Source organism: Streptomyces sp. NPDC058000 (assembly GCF_042886435.1).
In the GTDB taxonomy this organism is placed as follows: Bacteria; Actinomycetota; Actinomycetes; order Streptomycetales; family Streptomycetaceae; genus Streptomyces.
The window spans coordinates 1-13717 of the sequence record NZ_JBHVQS010000077.1 but is presented as its reverse complement, the minus strand read 5'-3'; the positions used below and the strand labels follow the sequence as shown (position 1 = coordinate 13717).

Sequence of the window (13717 nt, the reverse complement as noted above, 5' to 3'; positions counted from 1 at the left end):
GATGGACTTCGCATTCGACGGCCGTACCGAGGAACTGCGGGCGCAGCTCGACGCGTTCATGACCGAGTGGGTGTACCCGGCCGAGCGGGTCGTGGACGAGCAGCGGGCCGCGCTGGCCTCGCCGTGGGACACCCCGCCGGTGGTGGAGGAGCTCAAGGCCGAGGCGCGCCGACAGGGCCTGTGGAACCTCTTCCTCCCCGACGAGGAGCACGGCGCGGGGCTGACCAACCTCCAGTACGCGCCGCTGGCCGAGATCACCGGCCGCAGCCCGCAACTGGCGCCCACGGCGCTGAACTGCGCGGCACCGGACACCGGCAACATGGAGGTGCTGGCGCAGTTCGGCGACGACGAGCAGAAGAAGCGCTGGCTGGAGCCACTGTTGGCGGGTGAGATCCGCTCGGCGTTCGCGATGACCGAGCCGGAGGTGGCCTCGTCGGACGCCACCAACATCGAGACCCGGATCGAGCGGGACGGCGATGCGTACGTCATCAACGGCCGCAAGTGGTACATCTCCGGGGCGATGAACCCGCTGTGCCAGATCTTCATCGTGATGGGCAAGACCGATCCGGACGGCGCGGACATCCGCCGCCAGCAGTCGATGATCCTGGTCCCGCGGGACACCCCCGGCCTGACCGTCAAGCGCGCCATGCAGGTCTACGGCTACGAGGACCACTACCACGGCGGGCACGCGGAGGTCGTCTTCGAGGACGTCCGGGTCCCGGTGGGCAACCTCATCGGCGAGGAGGGCGGCGGCTTCGGCATCGCGCAGGCGCGGCTCGGGCCCGGCCGGATCCACCACTGCATGCGGCTGATCGGGATGGCCGAGCGGGCGATCGAGCTGATGTGCCGGCGCGCGGTCTCCCGTACCGCGTTCGGCAAGCCGCTGGCCCAGCAGGGCGTGGTCCAGGAGTGGATCGCCGACGCCCGGGTGGCGGTGGAGCAGCTGCGGCTGCTGGTGCTGAAGACCGCGTGGCTGATGGACACCGTCGGCAACAAGGGTGCGCACACCGAGATCCAGGCCATCAAGATCGCCACCCCGCGCACGGTCGTGGACATCCTCGACAAGGCGGTCCAACTGCACGGCGCGGGCGGCGTCAGCCAGGACTTCCCGCTGGCCGAACTGTGGGCCGGGGCCCGCACCCTGCGGCTGGCTGACGGGCCCGACGAGGTGCACCAGCGGTCATTGGCGCGACGGGAGCTCAAGCGGTATCTGTAGGCGGGACCGGTAGGCGGTACCGGTAGGGCGCGCGGGGTGCCCGTTACGGGTTCCCATTGCAGGAACCCGTAACGGGACTTCCGCTTACGGCCGCAGGGCCCGCAGCAGCAGATCGGCCAGGTGGTCGGCGACCTGCTGAGGGGTCAGCGGCCCGTCCTCGCGGTACCAGGTGCCCAAGTGGTGCACCGAGCCGAAGTGGTAATCGACGATCAGGTCGGCGGGGACCTCCGTGGTGAACACCCCGGTGCGCTGGCCCTCCTCGACCAGGGCCCGGAACCGCTCGTGGTAGCGCCGCCGTTCGGCCCGTACCTGCTTGTCCTTCTCCGGGCTCAGATGGTGCATCGAGCGGAAGAAGATCTTGGTGTCGTCGAGGTTCTCGATGGTGGTGACCACCACGTCGGCGGCGGCGTCCCGCAGCCGCTGCGCCACCGGTGCGTCGGCGTCCGCGAAGCGGTCCAGCCGCTCCTGTTGGAGCCGCAGCACCCGGCCGTAGACCTCGTGGAGCAGGTCCTCCTTGGAACCGAAGTAGTGGTAGAGGGCGCCCTTGGTGACGCCCGCCGCGTCCACGATCTCCTGGACCGAGGTGCGGTCGTAGCCCTGCTCCGCGAAGAGCCTGGTGGCGGTGGCCAGCAGCCGCTGCGCGACGGGCTTCGCCGTGCCGTTGCCGTTGCTGGTGCCGTCCTTGATGCCGGCCATCGCCCTCACCCGTTCCTTTGGTCCTTACGTGCGTCCGTCATGCGCGCTGGCGGAGCTCTCGTCGAAGGATCTTGCCACTCGTGGTCTTGGGAAGCTCCGGCAGGATCTCCACCATGCGGGGGTATTTGTACGCCGCGAGCCGTTCCTTGCAGTAGGCGGCCAGTTCGTCGGGGGCGGTCGACGCGCCCGGACGCAGACTGACGTACGCCTTTACGGTCTCCCCGCGGTAGGGGTCGGGCACCCCGACGACGGCCGCCTCGCGCACCGCGGGATGGGTGTAGAGGACGTCCTCGACCTCGCGGGGCCACACCTTGAAACCGGCCGCGTTGATCATGTCCTTCTTGCGGTCGACGACGTACAGCCAGCCGTCCCGGTCCATGAACCCGATGTCGCCGGTGCGCAGTTCGCCCTCCGGCATGGTCTCGGCGGTGGCGTCCGGGCGGCGCCAGTAACCGGGCACGACCTGGGGGCCACGGACCGCGATCTCGCCCTGCTCGCCGAACGGCAGGTCACGGCCGGCCTCGTCGATGATCCGCACGACGGTGTCCGGGCCCGGCACGCCCACCGCGAGGGTGCCGGAGACCTTGTCGACGGGTGCCACCCTCCCGGGCGGGACGGTGGCGCAGGGCGCGGTGCACTCGGTCAGGCCGTAGCCGTTGTGCACGTAGGGGCCGAAGTCGGTACGGAACTTCTCGACCAGGGCCGGCGGCAGCGGCGCGCCGCCCGAGCTCATGGTGTGGAAGGAGGCGAAGTGCCCGGGGGTGACGTCCGGGTGGGCCATCAGCGCCATGTAGGCGGTGGACGGGCCGACCGTGAAGGCCGGCCGGTGTTCCAGGAAGGCGTCCAGGACGGTGCCGGCCTCGAAGCGGTAGGCCAGTGCCAGGGTGCCGGTGCTGGCGAGGCAGGCGGCCAGTTCGCAGACCATGCCGGTGATGTGGAAGAGCGGGGCGAGCGCGAAGTAGGTGGCGCCCTCGGGGAGTCCGAGGCCGGTGCGCTGCCGTTCCGCGTTGTAGCTGATGTTGCCGTGGGTGTTGGTGGCGCCCTTGGGGGTGCCGCTGGTGCCGGAGGTGTAGCTGATGAGCGCGATCCCGGCGGCGTCCGGCTCCGGGGCGGCGGGCGCCGGTCCACCCGTGCGGGCGGCGGTGAGCAGGTCGTCCGCGCCGTCCTGGGGGCCGGTCGGTGCGCCGCGCAGCACCCGGGGGTCGTGGCGGGTCTGGAGGCCGCGTTCGTCGGCGGTCAGCGCGATGCGGACCGCGGGCGCCTCGGCGGCGGTGCCGCGCAGGAAGTCCGCCCAGGTGCGGTCCGCGCACAGGACGGCGGTGACCTCGGCGTCGTCCAGGATGTGTCGGGTCTCCGCCGCCTTGTACATCGGGTTGACCGGGACGACCACGCCGCCGGCCTTCCATACGGCGAGCAGCGCGAGCACGAAGTGCGGGGTGTTCTGCAGCATGACCACGGCCCGGTCGCCGGATCGGAAGCCGCGGCCCGCGAGGTGCCCGGCGAGGCCGTCGGAGAGCGCGTCGACCTCGGCGTAGGAGATCCGGCCGTCGAAGTAGGCGAGCGCGGTGCGTTCGGGGGCGCGGCGGGCCGCGGCGCGGAAGGCGTGCAGCGGGGAGGGCGGTGGCTGGACGGGGGCGCGTTGGGCGTCGGTGAGCTGGGCCAGCCACGGCTTGTCCTGGTAGGTGGTCACCGGGCTTCCCCCTCACGTGCCTCCAGCTTCTGTTGGAGGTGGTTCATCCCGGACAACCAGCGGTCCGGTTCGGCGGCCCGGGCAGTGTAGTAGTCGGCCACCTCCGGGTGCGGCAGGACCAGGAAGCGGCCCTCGTCCATGGCGGCGAAGAGCGCGTCGGCGACGGCGTCCGGTTCGATGGCGGTCGGGGTCAGGACGAGGTCGCCGGCGGTCCCGGTGGCGGCCAGCATGTCGGTCCGTACGCCCTGCGGGCAGATGGCGTGCACCTCGATGCCGCGGTGGCGGTAGGTCAGCGACAGCCACTCGGCGAAGGCGTACGCGCCGTGCTTGGTGACGCTGTAGGGGGCCGCGGCGACCATGGTGAGCAGGCCCGCGGCGGACACCGTGGAGACGAACCGGCCGCTGCCCCGCGCCAACCATTCCGGCACCAGCTCGCGCGCCGCCCGCACGTGGGCCATCACGTTCACGTCCCAGGCCAGCGCCCAGTCGTCCTCGGGCGCTTCGGGGCCGCCGCCGGTGCCGACCCCGGCATTGGCGCAGAAGACGTCGATGGCGCCGCCGAGTGCCTCGCGGGCCGGGCCGACGATGCCGGAGGCGTCGCCGGGGACCGCGACCGCCCCGATCTCCTCCGCGGTCTTGCGGGCCTTGGCCTCGTCCAGGTCGTTGACCACGACCCGGGCGCCCTCGGCGGCGAACCGGCGGGCCAGTGCGGCGCCGATCCCCCCGCCCGCTCCGGTTACGACAACGGCCTTGTCCCGTACGACTGCCACGCTGTGTCTCCCTCGGTCGTCGCCCTGACTCCACCGGCCCGCCAGCTCACCGGCGTACCGGCGTACCGGCGTACCGGCGTACCGGCAGGGGCAGACTAACCAGTCGGTATGTCTCGATGGAAGTCTCCGTTTTCCGCCACGCCCCGGCGTCACGACCCGGCACCACGCCCGGCGCCACGAGCTGGCGTCACGGCCCGGCACATTCCCCACCGCCCCGCGGAGCATTAGCGTGCCCACGACACACATCGGGTCGACCACCGCTCACGGAGGTGTGCGCATGGCTCTGTCGAGACGTGTTCTGCTGGGGCATCTGGCGGCGACCGGGGCGGCCGCGGCGGCGGTCACCGCGGGCCCGGGCGCCGCCCAGGCCGCGCCGCACGGCGGCGGACGGCGGGTGCACACCGGCTTCGACCGCCTGGCCGCCGACGGCTACCGCCTCCTGGACGGCCACCGGATCGGCATCGTCACCAACCCCACCGGCGTCACCCACGACGTCCGGCACATCGTGGACGTGATGCACGCCGACCGCCGCGTCCACCTCACCGCCGTGTTCGGGCCCGAACACGGCTTCCGGGGCACCGCCCAGGCCGGCGGCTCCGAAGGCCGCTACGACGACCCGGCCACCGGCCTCCCCGTCTACGACACCTACGACAAGAGCGGCAAGGACCTCGCCGACATCTTCACCGCCTCCGGCGTGGACACCGTGATCTTCGACATCCAGGACATCGGCGCGCGCTTCTACACCTACATCTGGACGCTCTACGACTGCATGGTCGCGGCCGCCCTGGCGGGCAAACGGTTCGTCGTCCTGGACCGCCCCAACCCGGTGACCGGCCGGACCGCGACCGGCCCCGTCCTCGACCGCCGCTACGCGTCCTTCGTCGGCCGCGAGCCGATCGCCCAGGCGCACGGTATGACGGTGGTGGAACTGGCCCTGCTCTTCAACGGCGAGTTCGTCCCCGCGGCCGCCGGACGGCCGGTGGCGCTGGAAACCGTCACGATGACCGGCTGGCACCGCACCGACTTCTTCGACGCGACCGGACTGCCCTGGGTACCGCCCAGCCCCAACATGCCCACCGCCGACACCGCCCTGGCCTACGCCGGCACCTGCCTCTTCGAGGGCACCAACCTCTCCGAGGGCCGCGGCACCACCCGCCCCTTCGAACTCCTCGGCGCGGACGGCCTCGACCGCCGCTGGTGCGAGGCCGCCACGGAACTGGCCCTGCCCGGCGTCCACTTCCGCGAGGCGTACTTCGCCCCCACCTTCTCCAAGTTCCAGGGCAAGACCATCGGCGGCCTCCAACTCCACGTCCACGACCGCACCACCTTCGACCCGGTACGCACCGGCATCGCCCTCCTGATCACCGCCCGCCACCTCTGGCCCGGCTTCACCTGGCTGACCGCCCACTTCGACCACCTGGCCGGCACGGACACCGTCCGGAAGATGATCGACGCGGGGGCGGGGGTGGCGGAGATCGCCGGGGCCTGGGAGGACGGACTGAGGGGCTTTCGGTCGGTACGGCGGCGGTATCTGCGGTATCGGTAGGGGCAGTTGGGCGGCGCGCTCACGCCCTCAGTACCACCCTTGACGGCCCTGCCAACGACGAGTCGACCCGCCACCGCACGGAACACCCGTCCACGGACGTTGCCGTCGAACGCCGCTGGGGCCCGCCGGATTCCGGGGGCCCAGCGGCTTTGTCGGCCGCCCCCCCGTCTCACCATCCGGGACGCCCCACCCCCGCCATTGACTGTCCCCTACACCGACCAAGAGAGTGCGGCTCGTGCACAGTGACGCGACATCAGCGAAGACGGCGGCGGTTCCGGACGGGGAGGCGGCCGGTGGGGAGAGCCTGCGGCGGGTGGCCGTGGCCTCGTTCATCGGGACCGCCATTGAGTTCTACGACTTCTACATCTACGGCACCGCGGCAGCCCTGGTGCTCAACCAGGCGTTCTTCCCGACGCTCGACCCGGTCAACGCGACCCTCGCATCGTTCTCCACCTACGCGGTGGCGTTCGCCGCCCGGCCGCTGGGTTCGGTGGTGTTCGGGCACTTCGGCGACCGGGTCGGACGGAAGTCCGTGCTGGTCGCGTCGCTGTTGTTGATGGGACTTTCCACGGCGCTCGTCGGATTGCTGCCCGGTTACGGGACGTTGGGGGTCTGGGCGCCGCTGTTGCTGATCCTGCTGCGGTTCCTCCAGGGGATCGGGTTGGGCGGCGAGTGGGGCGGGGCGGCGCTGCTGGCCGTCGAGCACGCGCCGCGCGGACGGCGGGGGTTGTACGCCGCGTTCCCGCAACTCGGGCCGTCCGTGGGGTTCTTCGCGGCGACCGGGGTGTTCTGGCTGCTGTCGGAGGGGATGAGTGACGCGGCCTTCCGGTCGTGGGGCTGGCGGGTGCCGTTCCTGCTGTCGTTCCTGCTGGTCGGGGTGGGGCTGTTCGTCCGGCTGAAGATCAGCGAGACGCCGGTCTTCGCGAAGGTGCGGGAGGCGCAGGAGGCCAGCAAGGTGCCGGCCGTGGACGTCTTCCGGCGGCATCCGCGGGAGTTGCTGCTGGGCGCCGGCGGGATGGTCATCGCGTACGGGCTCTTCTACACCGCCACGACCTACTGCCTGTCCTACGCCACCGGCACCCTGGGCATCTCCCGTACCACCATGCTCGGCCTCTCGCTGGTCGCCTGTCTGTTCCTGGCGGCGGGCACCTGGCTGGCCGCCACCCGCTCCGACGGCATCGGACGCCGGAAGCTGGTCCTGGGCGGCTCCGGACTCGCGGTGGTGTGGGGACTGGCCCTCTTCCCCCTGTTGGACACCCGGCAGCCGGTGCTGATCGCCCTGGGCATCGGCGGCGCGCTGTTCTGCATGGGCGTGGTCTACGGACCGATGGGCGCGTACCTGCCGGAGCTGTTCGGGACCACGGTCCGCTACTCGGGCGCCTCTCTCGCCTACAACCTGGGCGGAGTGCTGGGCGGGGCGGTCGCGCCGCTGGTCGCCACCCGGCTCCAGGCGGCGTTCGGCTCGGCGTCGGTGGGCTGGTACGTGAGCGCGATGGCGCTGCTGTCGCTGGCGTGCGTGCTGGCGCTGCCGGAGACCCGGGAGCGTGAACTCCTGGGCTGAGCGGCCCCGTGGGGGACGTTCAGGGCCGGAGCCACCACCGTTCGCTCTCCCAGGAGAGCGCCTCCCAGAGGCGGTTGAGCGGGTGCTCCGGCCCGTAGGAGGCCCGTTCGCCGCGCCGGGTGAAGACGCCGACCAGGACCTCCGTCCGGGGGCCGACGTCCCCGGTGAGCTCCAGGGTGCGCAGGCCCTCGGCCTCCGGGAGGTGGCCGTCCGACGCCGCCTCCCCCAGGCCCCGGGTGACCAGCATCGCGCCGCTGACCACGCCCGAGCGGAGCAGCTCGAAGCCGTAGTGCGCGGCCTCTATCTCGGCGGCGACGGTCAGCTTCTGGCGGTAGTCGCTGCCGTACCAGGCGGTCAGGAAGCGATCGATCAGCCCGCCGGTGGAGACGACCAGCGGCAGCCGCGGCAGTTCGCCGGCGCGGAACGAACCGCCGGGCAGTCGCTCCGGCGGCAGGTTCGTCAGCAGCGACAGTCCGCTGCGCCGCCACTCCATCACCTCGTACGGGGCGAGTTGGGCGGCCTCCTCGCCCTCGGTGACCACGACGCTGCCGCAGACCAGGTCCAGTTCCTGGGAGCGGAGCTTGGTGAACAGGTCGCCGGTGCGGACGTGGGTGATCTTCAGGTCGACGCCCTCGCGGTCGAAGTCCCCGCTGACGTATTCCACGGCGTCCAGGAGGAAGCCGAGGGTGTAGCGGGTGGTGCCGACGGAGAGCGTGCGGCCGAGCCGGCGGCGGGCGTCGTGGACGCCGTCGGCCCACTCGCCGAGGGTGCGCCGGGCGAGTTCGACCAGGGCCTCGCCGGTGGCGGTGAACAGCGCGTCGCGTCCGCGGCCCTGCTTGAGGACCAACTCCTCGCCGCACAGCGCCGCGAAGGTGCGGTTCATGGTGTCGAGTTGCTTCTGCACGCTGGACTGCTCACGGCCCAACCGGCGGGCCGCCGCCAGCGCGGTGCCCGACTCGTACACCGTGATCAGCGTGCGCAGTTGGTCCATCGTGGTGTCGAGCAGCTCCGTCGGGTACGGCTGCGGACTCGGGTTCTGCTGCGGACCTGACACGGTCATGCGCCCCTACTCGCTTTCCCTTCCCCCAAATTCAGGAATGTGCAGCATAGCCGCCCCGGAAATCCCATCCGGAGATCACCGGGGATTATCTGTGGATTTCTTCCGGAAAATGCTGGATGCGTTTGCGGTACCCGTGGAATGGTCTAGTCAATCCCGGGCCGCACAACCACGTTCTCCGCAAGGGCAGTTACGTTCGTGAGCCATTCCCGGGCCGACCTCGAGGCGATGTCCGGACCGCTCCGGGAGGCCGTGGTCGGTGACCGCTATCCGGCTCGACTCCGAGCCGGCTTCGGTCACCGCGACGCCTCTGGTCGCGCTCGCGACCGCGGTGGCGGCGGTGGTGCTCGCCCGGCTGCCGCCCGACGGTCGCCATACCGCGCAGTTGAGGCCGCCCAGTTAGGGAACCGCAAGCGGAACGCAGCAGTAGCGCGGCCGGCCGGGGCGGTTTCCGGGTAACGGCGAAAAACGGAAGGGAAATACAACAGGGCCCCGGGGTGTGTGCACCCCGGGGCCCGTGCCGTTCCCGCCGCTACCTATGGGCGGGGAATTCCACCACCTGCTGGTAGGTGGGACGGTTTTGCCAGCTCATCTTGTCGTGGGTCAGACCGCCCACCGCGCGGTGGATGATCGAGTCCGCGCACCACTGGTCGCCGGCCTTGCAGTTGTCGTCGCCCGGGTAAACCTGGGCGGCGGTTTCGGCGTTGGCCTGCCGGAGGGTGGCCAACAGGGTGTCCTGGCAGGCGGAGAGGTCACCGTTGCCGCAGTAGCGGACGGCGAGCGGTCCCTGAACCCGGTCGCCGAGCACCGCGCGCAGGTCCTTGTCGACGTAGCTCCACCAGCCGTACTGGAAGGCCGATCCGGCGTGCGCCCCGGTGGGGCCGTGCCCGGCCGAAGGCGACTCGTCGATGGCGAGGTTGGCGCCCAGCGCCTCGTAGAGGTCCGTGCCGAGGCCGGGCCGGAAGACGTCCTTGACCATCAGCGGCCACCAGGCGTCCATCAGCCGGACCGCGTCGGAGTGGGCGTAGCTGTGCGAGCCGGGAGTGGTCTCGCGGCGCTGCGCACCGTCCTTCCGCCAGGCGTCCAGCCGCTGGATCGCGGTCCGCAGCGCGGGGTCGGCGACCGGCTTGCTGTCCAGGACCCGCAGCAGGTCGGGCAGGACGTCCTCGCCGCGCAGGTCGGTGAGGGCGGCGTCGGCCATCGCCCGGGTCAGGGACGCGCGGGTGACCCCGCCGTCCTTGGTCAGGGCGCGCACCCGGTCGTCGAGCAGGTTGGCGCGGTGCACGGAGCCGTTGCCGAAGCCGGCCGAGTCGTACTCCTTGGCCTGCTTGTTGTTCCAGGAGACGTAGTAGTCCTGGTCGACGGATTGCGGGTGTTGGGCGGGCGGGGTGTAGTCGGTGGTGTTGGTGGTCGGGTCGAAGCCCTTCCACTCGTAGGCGGGGTCGGCCTTGATGGGCAGCGCCGGGTCGACGTTCGGGTTGCGGACCGGGTTGAGGCCGCTGTTGTAGTACGCGATGTCGCGGGAGTCGGCGTAGAACCAGTTGAAGGCGTAGCCGATGTGCTGGGCGGCCTTCTGGAAGCTCTTGGCGTCGTGGACGTACGTCGGGTCGTTGAGCATCTGGAAGCCGATGATGGAGTCGGCCTCGTGGCGGTAGGTGGAGCGCAGCGCGGTGTAGGCGACGGGCCTGCCGCCGACGGTGGCGCGGTGGGTGACGACGCCGTACTTGGTACGGAAGACCTGCATCCGGTACGAGCCGGCCGCGGTGGGGTCGGCGATGGTGGGCTTCCAGGAGGTGGTGCGCTCCAGCTTCTCCATCGGGAGGCACCGGCCGTGGTAGCGGTAGGAGGTGGAGTCCTTGGTGGGCTCGGAGCCGTCCGCGTTGCACAGGTCGACGGCGTAGGTGTCGGTGATGTCCTGGCCGGCGGAGGTGGCGCTCCAGGCGTAGTCCTGGCCGCGGCCGAGCTGGACGTACATCCCGACGCCGGCGAACGAGGCGCCGCGGGCGCTGATGCCGGGGCCCTGGATCTCCTGGAGCATCAGCAGCTGGGGCGCGAAGTAGCCGGTCTGCGGGCCGAATACGGCGACCGGGTGGCCGCTGGCGGTGTGCTTGCCGGAGACCAGCAGGGCGTTGGACATCCCGCGGTGCTGGGTCGGGTCGAAGCTCCCCTTGGGCAGTACGCCGTCCTTGAAGAGGCCCTCCAGCTTCCGGTACTTCTCGGGGGCCTTGACCGGGTCCCGGGGCGGGGTGGCGCTCTTGGAGGCGGCGGCGCCGGTGCGGTCGAAGACCAGCGGTTCGGGGGTGACCGAGCCGCGGTCGGGCAGCGCGGTGCCCTGGGCCTTGGCGGGCTTGACGGCGTAGGGGAAGCTCTGGCCGTCGTGCAGGGTCTTGGCCGCCTCGGGGTCGTTGCGCTCGCGGAAGGACTCCCAGACCTCGGTGCCCTTCTCCACGCCGTACTTCTGCTGGGCGGAGAGCAGGGCGAGCGCCGAGGGGACCTCTCCGCCGCCGCCGTTGCCGAAGAGGCCGCCGACGACGGAGGCCAGGGCTATCAGGTCGGTCAGCTTGAACGGCTGGATCTCACCGGCGTTGGTGATCGCGTCGATGTGGCCGGTGACGACGTACTCGCCGGGGAAGTAGCGGCCCTTCTTGGACTGTTCGCGGTAGGCGTTGATGCCGTCCACGTACGCCTGGGCGTCCTCCATGGCCTGCTTGCCGCGTGCGCCGTTGTTGTTGCGGATGGCGTCGACCTGCGTCTGGAGGTCGGCCTCGGTGTACGGGGCCGAGGGCCAGAACTGCTGCTCCAGGCCCTGGTTGGCGGGGGCGCCGCCGGCGAACGAGGTCAGCTCGCCGCGCCCGATGTGCCGGAACAGGTCCATCAGCCACAGCCGGTCCTGGCCCGCGGCGTATCCGGCGCCGTATTCGGTGCCGTAGCGGGTGGTGCCCTTGATGTGCGGGACGCCGGTCTTCTTGTCGCGGGTGATGGTGACGTCCGAACGCGGCGCGCTGACCGAGCCGACCTGGCCCTGGGGGACGCCGAAGGAGGCGTCGTTGTAGAAGTCGGTGAGGGTGTCGTCGGTGAGCGAACGGTAGCCGCCGGCCAGCGCGTTGTAGGGGGCGATCTGGTCGGTGGAGTGCGGCGGGTGGGTGCCGAACAGCTTGTTGCCGAGGATCTGCATCAGGGTGGCGTTGCCCGTCGCGCCCGGCGGCAGGATGTCCGCGCACTGGCCCTGGCAGTAGTCGTCGGAGTCGTGCGGTGCGGCTGCGGCCGCGGTGGGGGGCGGTGCCAAGAACGTGGCACCCAAGGCGAACAGGGCTGCCGCTGCGGCGGCCCTGAGCCTTCCGGTACGTCGCTGCATTCCTGCTCCTCGAAAGGGGTCCCCCTGCCCTGCAAGGATCCGGGGGATGGCGCGCCGGACGTTACCCTCGGTTACCCGTTACCGGAAGGTGAACAACAGTCACCTTTTCGAATTCCCCACAGCGGGCAGGTGTTACGGCCGGACAGCCCGGCACATCGCCACCCAAAACCGCAAAAGAATTCGATGGATCCAGGTGGCGGCCGGCTACGTCCATTCCCTGTCCAGTCGGGATCCTCCTCGGAGGTGGAAGCACCATGGCCGGTTTCAGAGCCCTCGCACAACAGGTCCGCAACCCGCGACTCGTCACCGTTCGGCGGCGTACCGCCCTGCGCAAGTGCTTGGAGCGCTTCGCCCCTTACGGGCACCGCGCGACCTGGCACCATCTGTGCACCCGGGCCGGGTTCGCCATCCAGGACCGTGACCCGGATCCGGCGCGGCTGATGGCCGCACTCGCCGAGTTGGAAGAGGCGCGCGCCCTCTGGCTCGCCTACGAGGAGGAGTTCGCCGCCCGGCGCCGCCGCGAGAAGCACGACGGCATCCGCCAGCCCAGCGCCCTCGACGACTGGCACCGCCGCACCTGGGGCGGCTACGACATCGTGCCCTGCGCCTCCCCGCAGCGGCACCCGGCGGCCCGCCTCTCCGAGGTGCTGCGCCGCATGATCGCGGCGATGGAGGCGGGATGCCCGCGCCGCGACTGCCCGGTCTGCGGCGGCACCCGCTTCGTATGGGTCCCCGGACCGGACGACTGCCCGGCGACCGGACCCGCCTGCCGGGACTGCGGGGTCCTCGCCCCGGCATCCGTGCTGGCCCCGGAGGCGCTGCACACCGCGGCCGGGCTGCACGGCGCGGCGGCCTTCGCGGCGGCCTGACCCGCGCTCCGCACCGCACCGCCCACCCCGCGCACGCGGATTGTCAGAACCTCCTGCCATCATCGAAGACATGCTGCAGATGCTTCAGGTATGTCTCAACGGCGCCCGCACGGCGGCCGATTCGGGTGTCGTCGCGCTCTCGCCGGCCGCGCTCGCGGACGCGGCGCGGCAGGCGGTCGCGGCCGGCGCCCAGGACGTCCACGTCCACCCCAAGACCCCGTGCGGCGAGGATTCCCTCTCGCCGCGCGTGGTCGGCCCGGTCCTCGAAGCGATACGGGAGGCGGTGGACGTGCCGGTGGGCGTGACGACCGGCGCCTGGGCCGAGCCGGACCCCGGGCGCCGGGCGGAGCGGATCGCGTCCTGGACGGTGCTCCCCGACCACGCCTCGGTCAACTGGCACGAGTCCGGCGCCGATACGGTCGCCGAGGCGCTGCTGGCGCGCGGCGTCGGCGTCGAGGCGGGCATCTGGGCCGGGACGGCGGCGGCCGCCCGCTTCGCCGCCTCACCGCTGGCGCCGCGGGTGCTGCGGGTGCTGGCCGAGGTCATGGACGACACCGACCCGGTCACCGCGCCCGCCACGGCCCGGACCCTGCTCGCCGAGCTGGCCCAGATACCGCACGGCCGCCCGGTGCTGCTGCACGGCTACGACGGCGGCGCCTGGCCGGTGCTGCGGCTGGCCGGGGAGCTGGGCCTGGCCAGCCGAATAGGCATCGAGGACACCCTCGCCCTGCCGGACGGCGTGCCCGCCACCAGCAACGCCCATCTGGTGTCCTGCGCCGCGGAGTTGACGGGCGGTCTTCCCCGCACCTGAGCCGGCCGCTGCGCGGGGCTCGCCCGTACGTCTTCGGCCTTCCCGCCGTGGGGGTTGCTGTTTGCGCCTGCGGCGCGGGCCGCTGCGCGGGGCTGGTCGGCCACGGTGCCGGGTCTGTGGGGTGGGGGTGTGCCGGACTGCTGCGC

11 protein-coding genes are annotated in these 13717 nt (G+C 71.6%); 6 read left to right on the top strand and 5 right to left on the bottom strand.

Annotation, left to right across the window (positions count from 1 at the left end):
• Position 1 precedes the first annotated feature (1 nt).
• Positions 2–1216: an acyl-CoA dehydrogenase family protein gene (locus ACFVT2_RS38965; protein WP_390026052.1), complete on the top strand. Its 1215-nt coding sequence runs from the start codon at positions 2–4 to the stop codon at positions 1214–1216.
• Between the two features lie 84 nt (positions 1217–1300).
• On the opposite strand, the gene ACFVT2_RS38960 is transcribed toward ACFVT2_RS38965, so the two are convergent.
• The 3 genes from ACFVT2_RS38960 to ACFVT2_RS38950 are packed head-to-tail and all read right to left on the bottom strand — an operon-like array spanning position 1301 to position 4372.
• Positions 1301–1912 (bottom strand): TetR/AcrR family transcriptional regulator, encoded by a 612-nt coding sequence (locus ACFVT2_RS38960; RefSeq protein ID WP_390026050.1) that lies wholly within the window; start codon positions 1910–1912, stop codon positions 1301–1303.
• 37 nt (positions 1913–1949) lie between these two features.
• Complete coding sequence (locus ACFVT2_RS38955) at positions 1950–3602, bottom strand: class I adenylate-forming enzyme family protein (RefSeq protein ID WP_390026048.1); 1653 nt, start codon at positions 3600–3602, stop codon at positions 1950–1952.
• Positions 3599–4372, bottom strand: a complete 774-nt coding sequence (locus ACFVT2_RS38950) for an SDR family oxidoreductase (RefSeq protein WP_390026045.1) — start codon at positions 4370–4372, stop codon at positions 3599–3601. The genes ACFVT2_RS38955 and ACFVT2_RS38950 overlap by 4 nt, the downstream gene beginning before the upstream one ends.
• 277 nt (positions 4373–4649) lie before the next feature.
• Here ACFVT2_RS38950 and ACFVT2_RS38945 point away from each other — a divergent pair, with 277 nt between their 5' ends.
• Positions 4650–5918, top strand: a complete 1269-nt coding sequence (locus ACFVT2_RS38945; protein WP_390026043.1) for an exo-beta-N-acetylmuramidase NamZ domain-containing protein — start codon at positions 4650–4652, stop codon at positions 5916–5918.
• A 235-nt stretch (positions 5919–6153) separates the two neighbouring features.
• The gene (locus ACFVT2_RS38940; RefSeq protein WP_390026041.1) at positions 6154–7479 is read left to right on the top strand and encodes an MFS transporter; all 1326 of its coding nucleotides are present in this window, start codon (positions 6154–6156) and stop codon (positions 7477–7479) included.
• Between the two features lie 19 nt (positions 7480–7498).
• On the opposite strand, the gene ACFVT2_RS38935 is transcribed toward ACFVT2_RS38940, so the two are convergent.
• Complete coding sequence (locus tag ACFVT2_RS38935; RefSeq protein WP_390026039.1) at positions 7499–8539, bottom strand: LysR family transcriptional regulator; 1041 nt, start codon at positions 8537–8539, stop codon at positions 7499–7501.
• 256 nt (positions 8540–8795) lie between these two features.
• Here ACFVT2_RS38935 and ACFVT2_RS38930 point away from each other — a divergent pair, with 256 nt between their 5' ends.
• Complete coding sequence (locus ACFVT2_RS38930) at positions 8796–8939, top strand: hypothetical protein (RefSeq protein ID WP_390026037.1); 144 nt, start codon at positions 8796–8798, stop codon at positions 8937–8939.
• Positions 8940–9068: 129 nt separating this feature from the next.
• Here the strand turns inward: ACFVT2_RS38930 and ACFVT2_RS38925 are convergent, their stop codons facing one another.
• Positions 9069–11891 carry a penicillin acylase family protein gene (locus ACFVT2_RS38925; protein WP_390026035.1) on the bottom strand — a complete coding sequence of 941 codons (2823 nt, stop codon included), beginning with the start codon at positions 11889–11891 and terminating at the stop codon, positions 9069–9071.
• A 254-nt stretch (positions 11892–12145) separates the two neighbouring features.
• On the opposite strand from ACFVT2_RS38925, the gene ACFVT2_RS38920 reads away from it, so the two are divergent.
• Positions 12146–12760, top strand: coding sequence for a hypothetical protein (locus tag ACFVT2_RS38920; RefSeq protein WP_390026032.1), 615 nt, complete (start codon positions 12146–12148; stop codon positions 12758–12760).
• A gap of 79 nt (positions 12761–12839) precedes the next feature.
• Positions 12840–13571 (top strand): 3-keto-5-aminohexanoate cleavage protein, encoded by a 732-nt coding sequence (locus ACFVT2_RS38915; protein ID WP_390026093.1) that lies wholly within the window; start codon positions 12840–12842, stop codon positions 13569–13571.
• Positions 13572–13717: the final 146 nt, after the last annotated feature.

Excerpts from the sequence above, each read along its gene's own strand:
- ACFVT2_RS38965 (WP_390026052.1), top strand. The coding sequence starts at position 2 with ATGGACTTCGCATTCGACGGCCGTACCGAGGAACTGCGGGCGCAGCTC.
- ACFVT2_RS38960 (WP_390026050.1), bottom strand. The coding sequence starts at position 1,912 with ATGGCCGGCATCAAGGACGGCACCAGCAACGGCAACGGCACGGCGAAG.
- ACFVT2_RS38945 (WP_390026043.1), top strand. The coding sequence starts at position 4,650 with ATGGCTCTGTCGAGACGTGTTCTGCTGGGGCATCTGGCGGCGACCGGG.
- ACFVT2_RS38935 (WP_390026039.1), bottom strand. The coding sequence starts at position 8,539 with ATGACCGTGTCAGGTCCGCAGCAGAACCCGAGTCCGCAGCCGTACCCG.
- ACFVT2_RS38925 (WP_390026035.1), bottom strand. The coding sequence starts at position 11,891 with ATGCAGCGACGTACCGGAAGGCTCAGGGCCGCCGCAGCGGCAGCCCTG.
- ACFVT2_RS38920 (WP_390026032.1), top strand. The coding sequence starts at position 12,146 with ATGGCCGGTTTCAGAGCCCTCGCACAACAGGTCCGCAACCCGCGACTC.
- ACFVT2_RS38915 (WP_390026093.1), top strand. The coding sequence starts at position 12,840 with ATGCTTCAGGTATGTCTCAACGGCGCCCGCACGGCGGCCGATTCGGGT.